The sequence below is a fragment of the Natronospirillum sp. genome (genome assembly GCF_022565775.1).
GTDB lineage: Bacteria > Pseudomonadota > Gammaproteobacteria > Pseudomonadales > Natronospirillaceae > Natronospirillum.
The window spans coordinates 1-15,951 of sequence record NZ_JAIUMC010000074.1 but is presented as its reverse complement, the minus strand read 5'-3'; the positions used below and the strand labels follow the sequence as shown (position 1 = coordinate 15,951).

Sequence of the window (15,951 nt, the reverse complement as noted above, 5' to 3'; positions counted from 1 at the left end):
TGCCCTTTGTCTGGCTGGTCGAGGCCGGCTGGGCGCTGCCGGCAGCGCTGGGGCAGTGACTATCTCGGCCGGGATTTCATGTCCGGAGGTGGCCAGATAGTGCTGGCCAATATAGGCCTCAACCAGTTCAGCAGCAGTCGAGCTGAGCCCGGGCCTGGGGTGATGCGTGCGGCTGCCGACCAGACGACCATTGCGCACCATCAGCAGGTGTATGCAGCAACCATGCCCTTCGAAAACCGCCGCCACCACGTCGACATTGCCCTGCTTGCCCGCTACATGCTGCTGCTCCTGAATCTTGCGCAGCAGCAGGACCTGGTCGCGGTATTCTGCCGCTCGTTCATAGTCCATGCGCTCGGCAGCTTCATCCATCTGCCGCTCGATATCGCGCAGCAGATCCTGGTTGCGGCCATCAAGAAACAGCCGTGTCTTGCGCAGGTCTTCTGCGTATTCCTCCGCGCTGACATAGCCGACACAGGGCGCCTTGCAGCGCCTGATCTGGTACTGGAGGCAGGGTCTGGAGCGGCCCTCGAACACACTGTTCTCGCACTGGCGGATACGGAAGGCTTTCTGCAGCGTGGCCAGACTTTCGCGCACCGCGCCGGAACTGGGAAAGGGCCCGTAGTAGTCGCCTTTGCGCCGCTTGCTGCCTCGATGGAAATAGAGCCCGGGGTATTCGTCTCCGGAAGAGATCAGAATAAACGGATAACCCTTGTCATCCACCAGCATTACATTGTACGGCGGGCGATCGCGCTTGATCAGCGTCTGTTCGAGCAACAGCGCCTCGGTCTCGCTGTGCGTGACCGTGACTTCGATACGGGCAATGTGCCCCACCAGCGCCATCGTCTTGTTGGTCAGGCCGCGGGCACGAAAGTAGCTAGACACCCGGTTTTTGAGATTCTTGGCCTTGCCCACATACAGCAACGCATCCTCGGCGTCGTACATGCGATACACGCCCGGTTTCGAGGTCAGGGTACGCAGAAAGCTCTTGTGGTCAAAGACGGTATCAGCAGATTCGGTCATGGACGATCAGGAGGTGCGCTCCGCATCATCAGATTCGATCAAACCGTGGCGCAGCGCCAGATGAGTGAGTTCTACATCACTGGACACACCGAGCTTTTCGAAGATGCGGTAGCGGTAGGTGTTCACCGTCTTCGGACTGAGGCAAAGCTTGTCGGAGATGGCCTGCACGCGATGACAGTTGACGATCATCATGGTGATCTGCATTTCGCGCGCCGACAGCGAATCCAGCGGGTTGCTGTTGTCTTCACCGCTGTAGGACTGCAGCGCCAGGCGTTGTGCGATTGACGTGCTCAGGAAGCGCTCGCCGCGAGCCACTGCCTTGATCGCAGATACCATCTCGTCAATTTCCGCCCCTTTGGTCAGATAACCGGCAGCGCCGGCCTTGAGCAGCCGCGCAGGGAAAGGATCCTCGCCGCAGGCAGTCAGGGCAATCACGCGGGTTTCAGGGAAGGAGGCATGCATTCTTCGGGTGGCTTCAAGTCCGCCGATGCCGGGCATCTTGACGTCCATCAGGACCACACGGGGCTTGAGCTCCCGGCACAATGTCAGCGCATCCTCACCACTTTTGGCTTCACCGACAATACTGAGACCGTCCACGTCTTCCAGCAGGCGACGGATACCCATGCGCACCAGATCGTGATCATCTACCAGTACCACAGTGATCATACCGAGTGTTCCCCTGTAAACCTTGCCATCAGGTTAGAACGAATGTTCGTCAGTCTAGCGCAGTCTGATACGAGCGTCGATAAACGTTTGGGCGGCTGCGCCGCCATGCGCAGGCAAGCCAGCGCCTACAGGATACAGTACCTCAATTGTAGGCGCGTGCCTTGGCCGCGCTCAGGGCCGCAGGCCCCTTCAGGCCAGCGGCCTACAGATACTGTTCCGCGTAGGCGGCCAGGCGACTCCGGGCCACACCCTTGAGCGTCAGGCTGCCACCGTAGGGGAAGCTCTTGAAGCGCTCAGTCATATAGGTCAGGCCTGAACTGGTCGCACCCAAGTAGGGGGTATCAATCTGCGCCAGGTTACCCAGGCAAACCACCTTGGTGCCCTCCCCGGCCCGCGTAATGATGGTCTTGATCTGGTGCGGCGTCAGATTCTGGGCCTCGTCAACTATCAACAGAGTGTGCTGAAAACTGCGCCCGCGCACAAAATTCATCGACTTGAAATGCAGCGGCATATTGGCGCCGACATAATGCTCGCTGCTCATCGGGTCATAATCTTCGGCGTGCAATGCTTCCAGATTGTCGGTAAAGGCACCCAGCCAGGGGGCCATCTTGTCGGTCTCGGTGCCCGGCAGAAAGCCGATATCCTCATCCAGGCCGCGCGTGCTGCGCGTGGCCACGATACGCTTGAACAGTTTGCTCTCGATGGTCTGCTCAAGCGCGCAAGCCAGCGCCAGTATGGTCTTGCCCGAGCCCGCCGGGCCATTCAGCGCCACCAGGTCCACCTCCGGGTCCAGCAGCAGGCGCATGGCCATACCCTGATAAATATCTCTGGGGGTCAGACCCCAGGCTTTCTGGCGCAACAGCATGCCCTCATTGAGCAGCTCCAGCACCACCTCGTCGTCGGTCTTTTCGATGATCCGACCAACAAAATCACGTTCGTCTATCAGGTACTGGCAGGGGAAATATTCGGGGCCGATCAGACTATCCAGATACTGACGGGGAATGCGTTGCTGCTTTTGGCCGTCCACATTGAGAGGACCAAATTCATTGAGCTGGTCCCACAGATCGCCTTCGACGCGAATGTAGCCGGTATTGAGGCGGTCGATGTCACTGACCAACTGGTCGTTGTGGTAATCCTCGGCATCCAGTCCGCACCCGCGGGCTTTAAGCCGCATATTGATGTCTTTGGTCACCAGCACAACCTTGCGCGTTGGGTACTTGCCCTGCAGTTTCAGCAGTTCATTGATGATCTTGTTGTCATTCAGGTGCGACGGCAACTCGGTAACGTCCCGCTCTTCCGCATGCGACATCAGAATGGCCAGCCGACCTTCTGTTGTGTCGTTATCGCGCGGTATCGGCACACCACGCACCACATCCTGTGAAGAGGCATCCCCGATAATACGGTCAATGGTGCGCACCGCCTGGCGGCAATCAGCCGCCAGTGGTGTGGCTCCGACTTTCAGCTTGTCCAGCTCTTCCAGCACCACCATTGGAATAAGAACTTCATGCTCCTCGAAGTTGAACAGGGCGTTCGGGTCATGGATCAGAACATTGGTATCGAGGGCATAGATCTTGATGTCGCTCATGCATGGTCCTTAGGGCGCATGGCCCGCAACAGCAGTAGACAACGGCGGTCGGACAGCCCTTCCGCCGATGGGGGATATCAGTGTACGGTGTCTTCTTCCGAGGTCAGCACGCTGCCGAAGGTATCCGGCAACAGGTCGGCCTTGTCGACCCGAACCAGCTCATGCAGGCGCACGCTCTGATGGGGCGTGTCCTGGTCAACCTCGACACATTCAAGCAGAACCACTTCAGCTTCAACAGCGTCAAGGGCGACAAGCACACCGAGACAGAAGCCCATATCGGTGGACAGGGCAACCATATCGCCCACCTCATAAGACCGCTGAACTGTGGTCCAGCCATGGGACAGCAGCCAGTCATCGGCCCGTTGCGGGTCACTGAAGCGGGCGGCCGCCAACACGGCAATAGTATCCAGCACGGACTCGTCTGTGAGGTCCAGATGGAAGCCCATCCGGTCTTCGTCAAAACGTTCCGGAAACTGTTTGCGCAGCAGCACCTGCAGCAACTCGAAGTCATCCTGAGTCCAGGCGACATCGACATGATCTTTGCCAACGTAGGAAAGGAATTCTGCGGTAACGATATCGGTTTCCAGCTGCAGAGCCTTGCGCTCTTCCTCTGCGGTCTCAAAGACCAGGGTTACCGAGTCGGGGCCAGCCCCGCTTTCGTCGACAATCCGCCAGAACACTCCAGGGTGTGCTTGATCAGGCATAAGAACCTCCTCAAGGGGACCACCAACAGACTTGAAGAAAGCTGAAGGCGGGCCTGTCAAGCACAGCGCCCCAGCGTCTCCACTGCGTTCATCACAGCGCTAAAGCACTGATCTGTCAATCAATTTCTAAGCGCGTTTACGTTTCCGTTCATCTTATGTACAGTTCGGTTGCCGTTAACGGATCACTGGTTGTCGAAATAACTCATTGATTCGGAAAGAAAAACCGATAAGCTCTGCGCAGACTGTACCGACCGGATCAGACCCACGCCATGACGCTTGCCGCTGACAAATCTCTCGACCCGCTGGCGTGGCTGAACGGCCTGCGAGAGCGGGCCTTTCCGGTACTGCTGGACAGTGGTCAGCCGGGTGCCCCGTTCGGGCGTTACGCCATACTGGCGGCCGAGCCAAAACGCTACTGGCAGGCCGAGGATGCGAACACGCTGGCGGTCTGGCAGCGCCAGCAAGACGCAGACGGCAAGCCCATCTACCAGCTCGCGGAGCGCCTTCACGGCCCGGTTCTCGGGCGCCTGGCCGAATTGCAGAGTGCCGTCACACCACCCACGCAAGACAACGGCGGCTTCAACGGCGGGCTGATCGGTCTGCTGCCCTATGAACTGGGCTCTGCAGCACAACAGGTCAGTCGCGATACCACCACCAGCGGTCTGCCCGCCAGCCTGCACTGGGGCTGGGTGGGCGACTATGACCGGGCGATCGTGATTGATCATGCCTTCGGTACCGTGCACCGGCTGGGGCAAAGCGATGACTGGCAGCCTGCTGCGGCTCATATCCCGCCCCTTGAGGAAGGCCACACACGTCTCGACACCAGCCTCGACCGCACGGCGTACCTTGAACGCATGGCGCGCATTCGCAACTACCTGCAAGCTGGAGACATCTATCAGGTCAATCTGACGCGGCGCTTTACCACCCCTTGGTCGCTTGATCCGGTGGCCACTTTTACCCATCTTCGCAGCGCCACCCCAATGCCCTTTGCCGGCTACCTGGACTTGGGCGAGGCACAGGTTCTGAGTCTTTCACCGGAGCGCTTCCTGCAGGTGAAAGACGGCACTCTGGAAACCAAGCCGATCAAGGGCACGCGGCCGCGCGGCAAGACGGCGGAAGCAGACGGGAGACTACGCGACGACTTGTTCAGCAGTCTGAAAGACCGCGCCGAAAACCTGATGATTGTGGACCTGCTGCGCAATGATCTCGGGCGCACGGCAGTCACCGGCTCGGTGCGCGTGCCACGCCTGTTCGACATCGAGAGCTTTGCCAATGTTCACCAGTTGGTCAGCACCATAACGGCACGCCTGCCCGCCGAGACACCTCCGTTGCAGGCCTTGTTGCAGGCCTTTCCCGGGGGGTCGATTACCGGCGCGCCGAAAAAGCGTGCCATGGAAATCATTACGGAGCTGGAGCCACACACTCGCGGCCCCTACTGCGGCTCGCTGTTCTACCAGGATGTTACCGGGCGCCTCGACAGCAATATCCTGATCCGCACTGCGGCCCTGTCGGGGGGTGAGTTGAGCATCTGGAGCGGCGGCGGCATTGTCTGGGATTCAGACCCGGCCGCCGAGTATCAGGAAACGCATGACAAGATCGGGCGGCTGGTCGAGGCCCTGGGGTTGAAGTTGCCATAACCCGCTGGCGGTCCGTCGCCTGCAGCGGAGGCACCCAACCCTGTGGGCGCTGCTTTAGCTGCGCTGACGTGCATGGATGCACTAATGTCGCGGGCGCATGGATGCGCAAGAGCGCGGCCAAGGCCGGCGCCTACAGTGACCGCACACTGGCCTTGCGGAACTCCGCTTTCAGATCTTCATACGAATGCACCGCAGGGAACTGCGGGAACTCGGCGATCACGTTGTCCGGTGCCTTGAACAGGATACCGGCGTCGGCCTCGCTCAGCATGGTAGTGTCATTGTAGGAGTCACCGGCAGCGATACAGCGATAGTTCAGGCTATGGAAGGCGCGCACAGACTGGCGCTTGGGGTCTTTCTGGCGCAGATGGTAGTTCACGATCCGTCCATCGGCATCCGCCTCCAATCGATGGCAGAACAGGGTCGGAAAGCCCAGTTGGCGCATCAGCGGCTGCGAAAACTCGTAAAAGGTATCGGACAGAATCACCACCTGGAAGCGCTCACGCAGCCAGTCCACAAACTCCACTGCACCGTCCAGTGGCCGCAGGGTGGCAATCACCTCCTGAATCTGCGGCAGGGTCAGACCATGCTCATCGAGCAGACGCAGGCGCTGCTGCATCAGTTCATCGTAATCAGGGATATCCCGGGTGGTCGCCTTGAGCGCCTCGATACCGGTCTTGTTGGCAAACTCAATCCAGATTTCCGGGACCAGCACCCCTTCCAGGTCAAGACAGGCGATTTCCACGGCAATACTCCTCGGTAGCTCGGTTTTTGGGAGGAGGTATAGTAATGAGTCGGAAGTTGAAAGTCGAAAGCAAGTAGCAGTACACAGTAGACAGTCGACAGTTCACAGTGAAAAGCGGTGCAGTGCCACCCAAAGGATCCGCGTCAGCAGGGGTGAGAACAGCATCCAGCATAACTGAACCACGGAACGCTCGTCGCCCCAGCAAAAACTGTCGACTGTCGACCGTCATCTGTCGACTAATTCAATCTGTCGACTAATTCGCGCTGTCGACTACTTATATCCTTATGCAGACTCACTATTTTGCCACCGCCGACGCCTCTGCTATGGTTCTGCCCTCAATCGACCAGATCGCGCAGGCATCATGACTACCGAAACAACCCTTCAAGACTGGCAGCAGCACCTGAGCAGCCAATCGCCGAAAGATATTCTCCGCTTTGCCCATCAGCAGTTCGACAACATCGTCATTTCGTTCAGTGGCGCTGAGGACGTGGTACTGATCGATCTGGCGAAAAAGGTCTCTGATCGGGTGAAGGTCTTCACCCTGGATACCGGTCGGCTGCACGCAGAGACCTATCAATTCATCGATCGGGTTCGTCGCCACTATGATCTGGATCTGGAAATCCTGACGCCGGACCAGGCAAAACTGGAAGCGCTGGTGCGCGAGAAGGGGCTGTTCAGTTTTTATGAGGACGGCCACAAGGAATGTTGCGGCATCCGCAAGGTCGACAGCCTGAAGCGCCGGCTGGCCAGCGCTGATGCCTGGATTACCGGTCAGCGTCGTGATCAGAGCCCGAGTACCCGCTCTGACGTGAGGGTGGTGGAAGCCGACCCGGCATTCGGTTCTGCCGACCGGCCACTGGTGAAGTTCAACCCGCTGGCCAACTGGACGTCACAGCAGGTGTGGGAATACATCCGCATGTTTGATGTGCCCTTCAACCCGCTGCATGGGCGCGGGTTCATCAGTATCGGCTGCGAACCCTGCACCCGCCCTGTGCTGCCCAACCAGCACGAGCGTGAGGGACGCTGGTGGTGGGAAGCCGAAACACTGAAGGAGTGTGGGCTGCACAGCGGCGATCAGTAGGTCCCAAATCGCCTCTCTGGCATCAGAACGTAGGCAGTGCTACCTGTCTGAACAGGGCCTCCACCTCGGCCTTGTTGTGACACTGCAGTGCCTGATCGACCAGATCCCGGGTCAGATGGGGTGCAAATGCCTCGATAAACCGATACATGTAACCGCGCAGGAACACACCCTTGCGCAGACCGACCTTGGTCACACTGGCCTCGAACAGGTGACTGGCATCCAGCGCCACCAGGTCTTCGTCCTGTTCCGGGTCGTAGGCCATGCTGGCCACGATACCAACCCCCAGACCCAACCTAACATAGGTCTTGATGACGTCAGCATCGGCAGCGGTAAAGACGGTACGGGGTTGAATGTTGTGGGTCTGGAAGGCTTCGTCCAACTTTGAGCGGCCGGTAAAACCGAATACGTAGGTGACCAGCGGATGGGATCCGATATCCTCCAGCGTCAGGCTGGTTTTCTGCGCCAGCTCATGGTCTCGGGGCACGATGATACTGCGGTTCCAGCGGTAGCACGGCAGCATCACCAGATCATGGAAGTGCTCCATTGCCTCTGTGGCGATGGCAAAATCTGCGGTGCCGTTGGCGGCCATTTCGGCAATTTGCATCGGAGTGCCCTGGTGCATATGCAGGGACACATCCGGGTAACGTTCGATGAAACTCTCGATCACGTTCGGCAGCGCATAACGGGCCTGGGTATGCGTTGTCGCAATGGACAGGCTGCCCTTGTTCTCGTCACTGAATTCCTGTGCGACCTGCTTGATACTTTCGACTTTCTTCAGCACCTCGCCAGCCACCTTAAGGATGGCCTCACCGGCCGGCGTCACGCGCGTCAGATGCTTGCCACTACGGGCAAAGATCTCTACGCCCAGCTCATCTTCCAGCAGTCGAATCTGCTTTGAGATGCCGGGTTGGGAGGTAAACAGTACCTGAGCGGTGGCAGACACATTGAGATCGTGGTGGGCGACTTCCCAGATATAGCGGAGTTGCTGCAGCTTCATGACGGACTCCCTGATGGCAGTCAACCTGCAATAGGCCCCTGCGTGTTCACTGCTTGTTATAAGAATCAATGCAACTATGCCATTCATTCATACCTTATGACAAGCAGTTCCAATATCCGTCAAAACAGGCGGAACAGGAAGCCTTCATCCGCACGCAGCCTGAACTCCTCGATTTCTGCGGTGACAGAAGATACATTGCAGCGCGAATAGACACTGTCGCTGCTGCCCTGCATGTAGACGTTGACAAAGATCTGGTAGTGGCGCTCCTGCGCATTGTGGCGCGATGACCGGTTGTCAAAACTCATGTTGCGCAGATCAGAACCCACTTCCCGCTCGATATGGCTGCGACAAGCCGCATAAGCAGCCTGCATGGGAATTTCAGAAGGCACATGCTCCTCTCGCGGCGCATTGGTCAACCGCTCCACGAGACTGCGGGTATCCTGCGGGTCGTCCGGTGCGATGTTGGTCACCACCCAGGTCAGCCCGACGGAGAATGCCATCACGCCCAGCGCGGCCAACCCGACAACCAGCCATTCCCTGTATCTGCGATTCATACTGTCCCCACCAGCCTGTTTCAAGCATCCGTAGCATACCGATAAAAAATGACACTGTCAGCGTCAAATATTCATCAGCTCTTTGTCTGGCCCAGAAGCGCCCGGGAGACAAACGTCAACTTGTAACGAACGATTTACGGATTGAATCGGGCGAGACTCGTGACCAGGTCTTGACTTCATGCTCTATTCAGAAAACGCCCGTTCAGTTATCATAGTTCACCTTCATCCGGTTTGCCCAAGTGCGAGCCTACTGTTCACAACGCCCAGTGCATTCGAGTAGCAATTTCACTATGACCGCAGTAATGGACAACCTCAATATCGAATTTCAGGAAATTCTGGCCACTCCGGCCGACCTGAAGAATGACATTCCGCTGACCCCGAAAGCCGCGGACACCGTCGAACGCGGACGGCGGGAAGTTCAGGATATCCTGACCCGCAAGGATCACCGGATTTTTCTGGTGATGGGCCCCTGCTCCATCCATGACGTCGACGCCGCCAAAGACTATGCCCGGCGGTTTCGTGCGCTGGCTGATGAAGTCAGTGACACCCTGCTGCTGGTCATGCGCGTCTATTTTGAAAAGCCACGAACCACAGTAGGCTGGAAAGGCCTGATCAATGACCCTTATCTGAACGACTCGTTCAAGATTCAGGACGGCCTGCACATTGGCCGGCAGTTGCTGCTCGACATTGCAGAGCTCGGGATTCCTGCATCAACGGAAGCATTGGATCCCATCACGCCCCAGTACCTGCAGGATCTGATCAGCTGGTCGGCCATTGGCGCCCGCACCACAGAATCACAGACACACCGGGAAATGGCCAGCGGCCTGTCCAGTGCGGTTGGCTTCAAGAATGGTACCGATGGCAGCCTGGATGTGGCCATCAACGCGCTCAAATCAGTCAGCCACCCGCACCGTTTTCTGGGTATTGATGCCAACGGTCAGGTCGCCATCACCCAGACCCGTGGCAACCCTTATGGGCATGTGGTTCTGCGCGGTGGCAACGGCAAACCGAACTACGACTCGGTCAGCGTCGCCCTCTGTGAACAGGCTCTGCAATCGGCAGGGCTGCAAGCCAACATCATGGTCGACTGCTCGCACGCCAACTCCAACAAGGATCCGGCCTTGCAGCCGCTGGTAGCAGAAAACGTGACCAACCAGATCCTCGAGGGCAACGACTCCATCATCGGCCTGATGGTCGAGAGCAACCTGGAGCATGGCAGCCAGAAATTGTCTGAAAACCGGGATGAAATGGCTTACGGGATGTCGGTCACCGATGGCTGCATCGGTTGGGACGCCACCGAGCAGATGGTGCGTCAGATGCGCGACAAGCTGAAAGATGTTCTGCCCCGCCGCACCGACTCCTGAGCCGGCACAACACCCAGCCCAATGACCCGTTGAAAAAGGTCATTCGGGCTGGCGTCGCTGCAACACCTCATTGATCCAGCGCTCAAGAAGCGCCGCATCCATCCCATGAAGCTCGACAAACCGGGCCTGAGCCTTCTCCTGACCCACAGATGTCATCCACCGGTGAGCCGCCTTTTCGAGCGCCGGCACTTCAACCAGTGTGAAGGCCCCCGGCCGCGTGCCCGCGCGCCATTTGCGCAGACGCTGGGGCTGGCCGAACAGCAGTTCGTCGAACAGGATGCGATTTAGACTCTCGTGATGATTCAAGCGCCGCACCTGCTGACGTGACATTTCCAAGTGCTGGTCTTCCCAGCCCATGGCCTTGACGTAGCGCGCCACCGACAGGGGCCCGAAATAGGGCCACAGCAGCAGTGCGCCCTGCATGGGCGGCAAGGGGTCGCGACTGCCGGGCTCCCGCTCGTGCGCGGCCACCCAGACCTGAGCGGCACTGCTCTCGGCCACTACCAAAGGCACCTGACCCGACTGCTCGGCAACGAAATCACAGGCCGCCGGCAAATCACATTGGCTGAGTTCGAGCAACGTATTGCGGGCCCAGTTCATATTGAAACGACTGGCCCCATGACCACGCCACTCCAGCAACCACACCTCATACCCCCGGGCCAGCAGCAGCAGTAGAGCCTCCTGCCAGGTATCCAGCCACTCCAGACGACTGTGCAGGAACGCCGGCAACCACAGCAGCGGCTGGCTCTGTTTGCGCTCCTGTGTACTGAAGCGGGTAACCGCAAACTCAACGGTGCTGTCACTGGAATTGTTGGGTTTCAGCAGATAGGTGTCTTCTATCCAGTCATCCTTTCTTTCAGCACTGAGCAGGGTAACGGTGAACAATTCTGAGCTGCTCTTCATGCAGTACGAAATCCTCTTGCGTCGGGGTAAGGGCTACGGAGCACCTCACGGCACAGTTGCGCCCCGGGGTGCGAACCCATATACTGTATATTAAACCAGATATGGACATAAACACAGGCGGTTATTATGACAAAATTAACGGCGCGGCAACAGCAGGTTCTGGACTTCATTCGCCAGTATATGGGGCAGAACCACATGCCACCGACACGAGCCGAAATCGCTCGCGAACTGGGCTTCAAATCACCCAATGCCGCCGAAGAGCATTTGAAGGCATTGGCCCGAAAAGGCGCCATCGAGATGATACCAGGTGCCTCTCGCGGCATCCGGCTGCCCCAGGGGGCACAAGCCGGCGCCTCTGAAGTACCGGTTGTTGCCGAGGCCAGCGCGGGCCTGCCCATTATCGGGCGCGTTGCCGCCGGCAGCCCTACGCTGGCCAGCGAGCATATTGAAGCCCACTGTCCGGTGCAGCCTGATTTCTTCGATCCGCCCGCCGACTTCATGTTGCGCGTCAACGGGACCAGCATGAAAGACATCGGCATTTATGACGATGATCTGGTAGCTATTGCGCGCACAGCGTCAGTGCGTGACGGTGACATTATTGTCGCCAGAGTCAATGATGATGTGACCCTCAAGCGCTACTACCGCGACAAGGACTGCATCCGCCTGGTGGCTGAAAATGAAGAGTTCTCGGATATTCGTGTCACGGAGGCCGACGACTTTACCATCGAGGGCCGCTATGTGGGCGTGATTCGACGCGGGCTGCACTGAGTCGAAAACCACCCTTACCAGGGCTGTGCGTCGCCACTGCCGACCAGACGGCTGACAAAGTCACGGTGGCGCGCCAGTTCTTCATCAGAGGCTTTGGGCACCACCAATTGTTTGCCTGAGAGGTCTTGCACCGATTGCGCACTGCCGTTGTGGGCTTCCCGAGAAGCTTCCTCGTCCGCCAGCGACAGGCTGGTTTGGCCACCTGTCATCAGCAGATAGACATCGGCCAGAATTTCCGCATCCAGCAAGGCACCATGCAGCGTCCGATGGCTGTTGTCGATGCCATAGCGCTTGCACAGAATATCCAGGTTGTTCTTCTGTCCGGGGTGCTTCTGGCGCGCCAACTGCAGCGTATCCAGCACCGAACAGTGCCGGTCGAGTGGCACCCGCTTGGATTTCAGCAAGCGATACTCATGGTTCAGAAAGCCCATGTCGAACGGGGCATTGTGAATCACCAGTTCGGCGCCTTCGATATAGTTGAAAAAGGCGTCAGCGATTTCGGCGAATCGGGGCTTATCCTGCAGAAAGTCTGGTGTAATACCGTGAATGGCAATGGCCTCTTCCGGTATGTCGCGCTCAGGATTGATGTATTCGTGAAAATGGCGACCGGTCAGCTTGCGGTCTACCAGTTCTACCCCGCCGATTTCGATAACGCGGTGCCCCTGGGCCGGGTCGATACCCGTAGTCTCCGTATCCAGTACGATCTGTCTCATTGCCGTCTCATTGTATTCGGTGTTTGAAGGCGGTCACAGTCAGTCGGTGTTTCAGGCCAGTGCCTGCTCGACACCCAGATTGGCAAGCTCGTCAGCGCGTTCATTGCCCGGGTGGCCATCATGCCCTTTGACCCAGCGCCACTCGATCGTATGCCGACGGGTCTCCTGGTCGAGGCGAACCCACAGGTCCTTGTTCTTGACCGGTTTGCGGGCCGACGTTTTCCAGCCCCGTTTCTTCCAGCCGTCCATCCACTGCTCGATACCGTTCTTCACATAGGTCGAATCGGTATACAGAGTAACCTGACAGGCCCGGTTCAGAATCGACAGCGCCTCGATGGCCGCCTGCAACTCCATACGATTGTTGGTGGTCTCACGATCGCCGCCGCAGATTTCCTTTTGGTGCTCGCCATATTCCAGTAATGCACCCCAGCCACCCGGACCAGGGTTACCTTTGCAGGCACCATCGGTGTAGATTACAACTTCCATCGGTTAACCGCTTGCTCCTCTCTGGTCATGGCCTTGCCACGGAAAAAGAACGATGGCTGCCAACGCGGCGTGCCAATCATTGCCATATGATTCTTGCGCACCACCAGCACATAAACAGCGCCCAGCCTTGGGAAAACTAACCGCAACAGCCTGTTGACCACTCTGCCCCTGCGCTTCCAGCGCGCCTGGCGCAACGGTGGCCAATGGTAAAACCACGACTGGCGCACTACGTCACAATCCAGCAAGGCGCACCAGTCTGCCACCCTGGCTGCCGACAAAAACCGGCCGGCCCAAGGACGATCTCGCCAGCCAAGTCGAACCAGTCGACCCCACCCCCAGAAACCCAGTGGGTTGAAGCCCAGCACCACCAAGTGGCCGCCTGGACGCAACGCCCGCGCGGCTTCCCGCAAAACACGGTGCGGCTGGTCAGCATATTCCAGTGCATGGTGAATGACCAGCGTGTCCACACTTTCCGGCTGCAAGGGCAGTTGCTCAAGCTCAGCCTGTGCAGTCGGGCACGGTGCTCGCGTCTCATGGCGCGAAATCAACAAGGCCGACTTGCATTTCAGTCTGTCCTGATCGAACAACGGCTGATGCAGACCGACATCAAGCTGCACGATAAACGGATGATAGCCTACATCCAGCACTTCCTCGACCACGGCGCGCTCGGCGGCATAGAGACTCTGCCCCAGTTCACTGCGAAACCAGGCATGCAACTCCGCCTCCCTGATGCCTGCGGGCCGCCGCCTTGGCTGCCACCACCGCCGCACACTGTTGATCCACCGCTTCAACACCCTGATTATCCCGTTCCGGTGTGACTGTTGGCTCGCGCAGAGCTTGCCGGTGCCGTCTGTAAAGCGCTGCGTAAATGTTTATTTAATTGTCCAGTATGGTATAACACGTCGTTCGACAATGCAGCCAGGAACATTGCCCAGGAACTATGGATTATCGACAGTACACCCTGCCGCTATCACTAACCGCCCTGCTCTCCCTGGCCGGTTGTCAGGCCATTATGCCGCATTCCGACTCCGGCGCCGCCGAACAGGCCAGCGAGGAGCAAACCACCACAGAGCTGATGCCCCTTGAACCCTTTTCACCCCCTGCGCCACAGGCCCTGGCACCGGTTCCGGACTATCCCGAAGACCATATCGTAGAAGACATCGCCTCTCTCTACCCGGAAGAATACAACAGCCCCAATCCCTTCGCATGGCCGGAGCAGGTGACGCGCTACGAGCGCGACATCTGGCACGACCTGCGTGACGGCTTTGCCCTCAACCACGATATCGATGACGCCCGACTGGACGCCCAGATCCGTTGGTACAGCCGCAACCAAGGCTACTTTGATCGCGTGGCACAGCGTGCACGCCGCTATCTGCCGCACGTTTACGAGCAGTTGGTAGAGCATGACATGCCGCTGGAGCTTGCGCTGCTGCCCGTCGTTGAAAGCGCTTATGACCCCTTTGCCTATTCGCATGGTCGCGCTTCAGGCATGTGGCAGTTCATCCCCGGCACCGGCCGCCACTATGGTCTGAGCCAGGACTGGTGGTATGACGGCCGACGGGATGTCGTGGCGTCAACGCAGGCGGCGATCGACTTTCTGTCCGAACTCTCACAGCAGTTTGACGGCGACTGGGAATTGGCTCTGGCTGCCTACAATGCCGGTGGTGGTAATGTGCGCCGCGCTATTCGCAACAACACCAATCAAGGCCTGCCAACCGACTACTGGAGCCTGGGCACACTGCCGCGCGAGACGCGCAACTATGTGCCCAAGCTGATCGCACTGGCGACTATCGTGGCCGACCCTGAGGCCTATGGTATCACCCTGCCCTCGATGCCCAATGAACACTATTTCGAAGTCGTTGAGGTGGGCTCCCAGATCGACCTGGCACAAGCCGCCCGGCTGGCGGACATCACCCTGGAAGAGCTGTACCTGCTCAACCCGGGTTACAACCAATGGGCCACGCATCCTGATGGTCCCCAGAACCTGCTGATCCCGGTTGGCCACGTAGAGCGTTTCCGTACAGAACTTGCCGCGCTGCCTGCCGAAGAGAGGGTCGGCTGGGCGCGCTACCGGATTCAGTCCGGTGACTCGCTGATCACAATCGCCAACCGCCATCAGACCACGGTGGATGTATTGCGCGATGTGAATGATTTGCGCTCCAACATCATCAGGGCCGGCGATCACTTGCTGATTCCCACGGCAACGGCAGAGTCAGGTGCCTACAGCATGAGTGCCGACAATCGCCTGAGCCGGACACAAAACCGGGCGCCTTCTTCCGATCGCCAGCGTATCGACCATGTGGTCCGCCCGGGCGACTCTTTCTGGGATATTTCACGCGAATATGGCGTCAATATGCGCCAATTGGCGGGCTGGAACGGCAAGGCGCCGACCGACCCGATCATTGTCGGCGAGACACTGGTGGTATGGACAACAGCTGACCAGGCCTCCTCAAGCCGGCCCAGTGCCCGCTCGGAAATCCGCCGAGTGGGCTATACCGTGCGCAATGGCGACAACCTGTCGACGATCGCCAACCGGTTCAATGTCACCGTTACCGATATCCGCCGCTGGAACAGCGACCTGAACGGCCCCTATATACACCCGGGGCAGCGAATTGACCTTTATGTGGATGTGACCAACGGGCCGTTCAATTAAGGGCGGCTGACGCCGCCATCGGCCAGGGTGCTGGTCTCCTACGGGAAACCCGTGCAGTGGTACCGCACCCTGCTGCGC

General features: G+C 58.6%; 16 protein-coding genes. 5 read left to right on the top strand and 11 right to left on the bottom strand.

What is annotated here, in order from left to right:
- From uvrC to LAT62_RS12470, 4 genes are all read right to left on the bottom strand, one after another.
- A partial coding sequence (gene uvrC, locus LAT62_RS12485) for an excinuclease ABC subunit UvrC (protein ID WP_293384305.1) occupies nt 1-1,020 on the bottom strand: 1,020 nt, incomplete at its 3' end.
- Between the two features lie 6 nt (nt 1,021-1,026).
- Nucleotides 1,027-1,686, bottom strand: coding sequence for a UvrY/SirA/GacA family response regulator transcription factor (gene uvrY / locus LAT62_RS12480; protein WP_293384302.1), 660 nt, complete (start codon nt 1,684-1,686; stop codon nt 1,027-1,029).
- Between the two features lie 202 nt (nt 1,687-1,888).
- Complete coding sequence (locus LAT62_RS12475; protein ID WP_293384299.1) at nt 1,889-3,271, bottom strand: PhoH family protein; 1,383 nt, start codon at nt 3,269-3,271, stop codon at nt 1,889-1,891.
- 77 nt (nt 3,272-3,348) lie between these two features.
- Entirely contained in the window at nt 3,349-3,975 is a 627-nt protein-coding gene (locus LAT62_RS12470; RefSeq protein ID WP_293384295.1) for a hypothetical protein, read from the bottom strand.
- Between the two features lie 269 nt (nt 3,976-4,244).
- Between LAT62_RS12470 and pabB the strand changes: the two genes are divergently transcribed.
- A complete protein-coding gene (gene pabB / locus LAT62_RS12465) occupies nt 4,245-5,612 on the top strand; it encodes an aminodeoxychorismate synthase component I (protein WP_293384293.1) in 1,368 nt (455 codons plus the stop codon).
- A 130-nt stretch (nt 5,613-5,742) separates the two neighbouring features.
- Here the strand turns inward: pabB and thrH are convergent, their stop codons facing one another.
- Nucleotides 5,743-6,354, bottom strand: a complete 612-nt coding sequence (gene thrH / locus LAT62_RS12460) for a bifunctional phosphoserine phosphatase/homoserine phosphotransferase ThrH (protein WP_293384290.1) — start codon at nt 6,352-6,354, stop codon at nt 5,743-5,745.
- Nucleotides 6,355-6,715: 361 nt separating this feature from the next.
- Here thrH and LAT62_RS12455 point away from each other — a divergent pair, with 361 nt between their 5' ends.
- Nucleotides 6,716-7,435 (top strand): phosphoadenylyl-sulfate reductase, encoded by a 720-nt coding sequence (locus LAT62_RS12455; protein WP_293384287.1) that lies wholly within the window; start codon nt 6,716-6,718, stop codon nt 7,433-7,435.
- Between the two features lie 22 nt (nt 7,436-7,457).
- Here the strand turns inward: LAT62_RS12455 and cysB are convergent, their stop codons facing one another.
- Complete coding sequence (gene cysB, locus LAT62_RS12450) at nt 7,458-8,432, bottom strand: HTH-type transcriptional regulator CysB (RefSeq protein WP_293384284.1); 975 nt, start codon at nt 8,430-8,432, stop codon at nt 7,458-7,460.
- 119 nt (nt 8,433-8,551) lie between these two features.
- Entirely contained in the window at nt 8,552-8,986 is a 435-nt protein-coding gene (locus tag LAT62_RS12445) for a hypothetical protein (RefSeq protein ID WP_293384281.1), read from the bottom strand.
- 290 nt (nt 8,987-9,276) lie between these two features.
- Between LAT62_RS12445 and LAT62_RS12440 the strand changes: the two genes are divergently transcribed.
- Nucleotides 9,277-10,350, top strand: coding sequence for a 3-deoxy-7-phosphoheptulonate synthase (locus LAT62_RS12440; RefSeq protein ID WP_293384278.1), 1,074 nt, complete (start codon nt 9,277-9,279; stop codon nt 10,348-10,350).
- 39 nt (nt 10,351-10,389) lie between these two features.
- Here the strand turns inward: LAT62_RS12440 and LAT62_RS12435 are convergent, their stop codons facing one another.
- Nucleotides 10,390-11,253, bottom strand: a complete 864-nt coding sequence (locus LAT62_RS12435; protein WP_293384275.1) for an alpha/beta fold hydrolase — start codon at nt 11,251-11,253, stop codon at nt 10,390-10,392.
- A gap of 126 nt (nt 11,254-11,379) precedes the next feature.
- Between LAT62_RS12435 and lexA the strand changes: the two genes are divergently transcribed.
- Nucleotides 11,380-12,021 (top strand): transcriptional repressor LexA, encoded by a 642-nt coding sequence (lexA, locus tag LAT62_RS12430; RefSeq protein WP_293384272.1) that lies wholly within the window; start codon nt 11,380-11,382, stop codon nt 12,019-12,021.
- 14 nt (nt 12,022-12,035) lie between these two features.
- Here the strand turns inward: lexA and dnaQ are convergent, their stop codons facing one another.
- Genes dnaQ through LAT62_RS12415 form a run of 3 tightly spaced genes read right to left on the bottom strand, consistent with a single transcriptional unit; the run spans nt 12,036 to nt 13,936 of the window.
- Nucleotides 12,036-12,734 (bottom strand): DNA polymerase III subunit epsilon, encoded by a 699-nt coding sequence (gene dnaQ, locus LAT62_RS12425; protein ID WP_293384269.1) that lies wholly within the window; start codon nt 12,732-12,734, stop codon nt 12,036-12,038.
- Between the two features lie 51 nt (nt 12,735-12,785).
- Complete coding sequence (gene rnhA / locus LAT62_RS12420) at nt 12,786-13,220, bottom strand: ribonuclease HI (protein WP_293384266.1); 435 nt, start codon at nt 13,218-13,220, stop codon at nt 12,786-12,788.
- Entirely contained in the window at nt 13,208-13,936 is a 729-nt protein-coding gene (locus tag LAT62_RS12415; RefSeq protein WP_293384263.1) for a class I SAM-dependent methyltransferase, read from the bottom strand. The genes rnhA and LAT62_RS12415 overlap by 13 nt, the downstream gene beginning before the upstream one ends.
- Before the next feature lie 224 nt (nt 13,937-14,160).
- Between LAT62_RS12415 and LAT62_RS12410 the strand changes: the two genes are divergently transcribed.
- Complete coding sequence (locus tag LAT62_RS12410; RefSeq protein ID WP_293384260.1) at nt 14,161-15,873, top strand: LysM peptidoglycan-binding domain-containing protein; 1,713 nt, start codon at nt 14,161-14,163, stop codon at nt 15,871-15,873.
- Nucleotides 15,874-15,951: the final 78 nt, after the last annotated feature.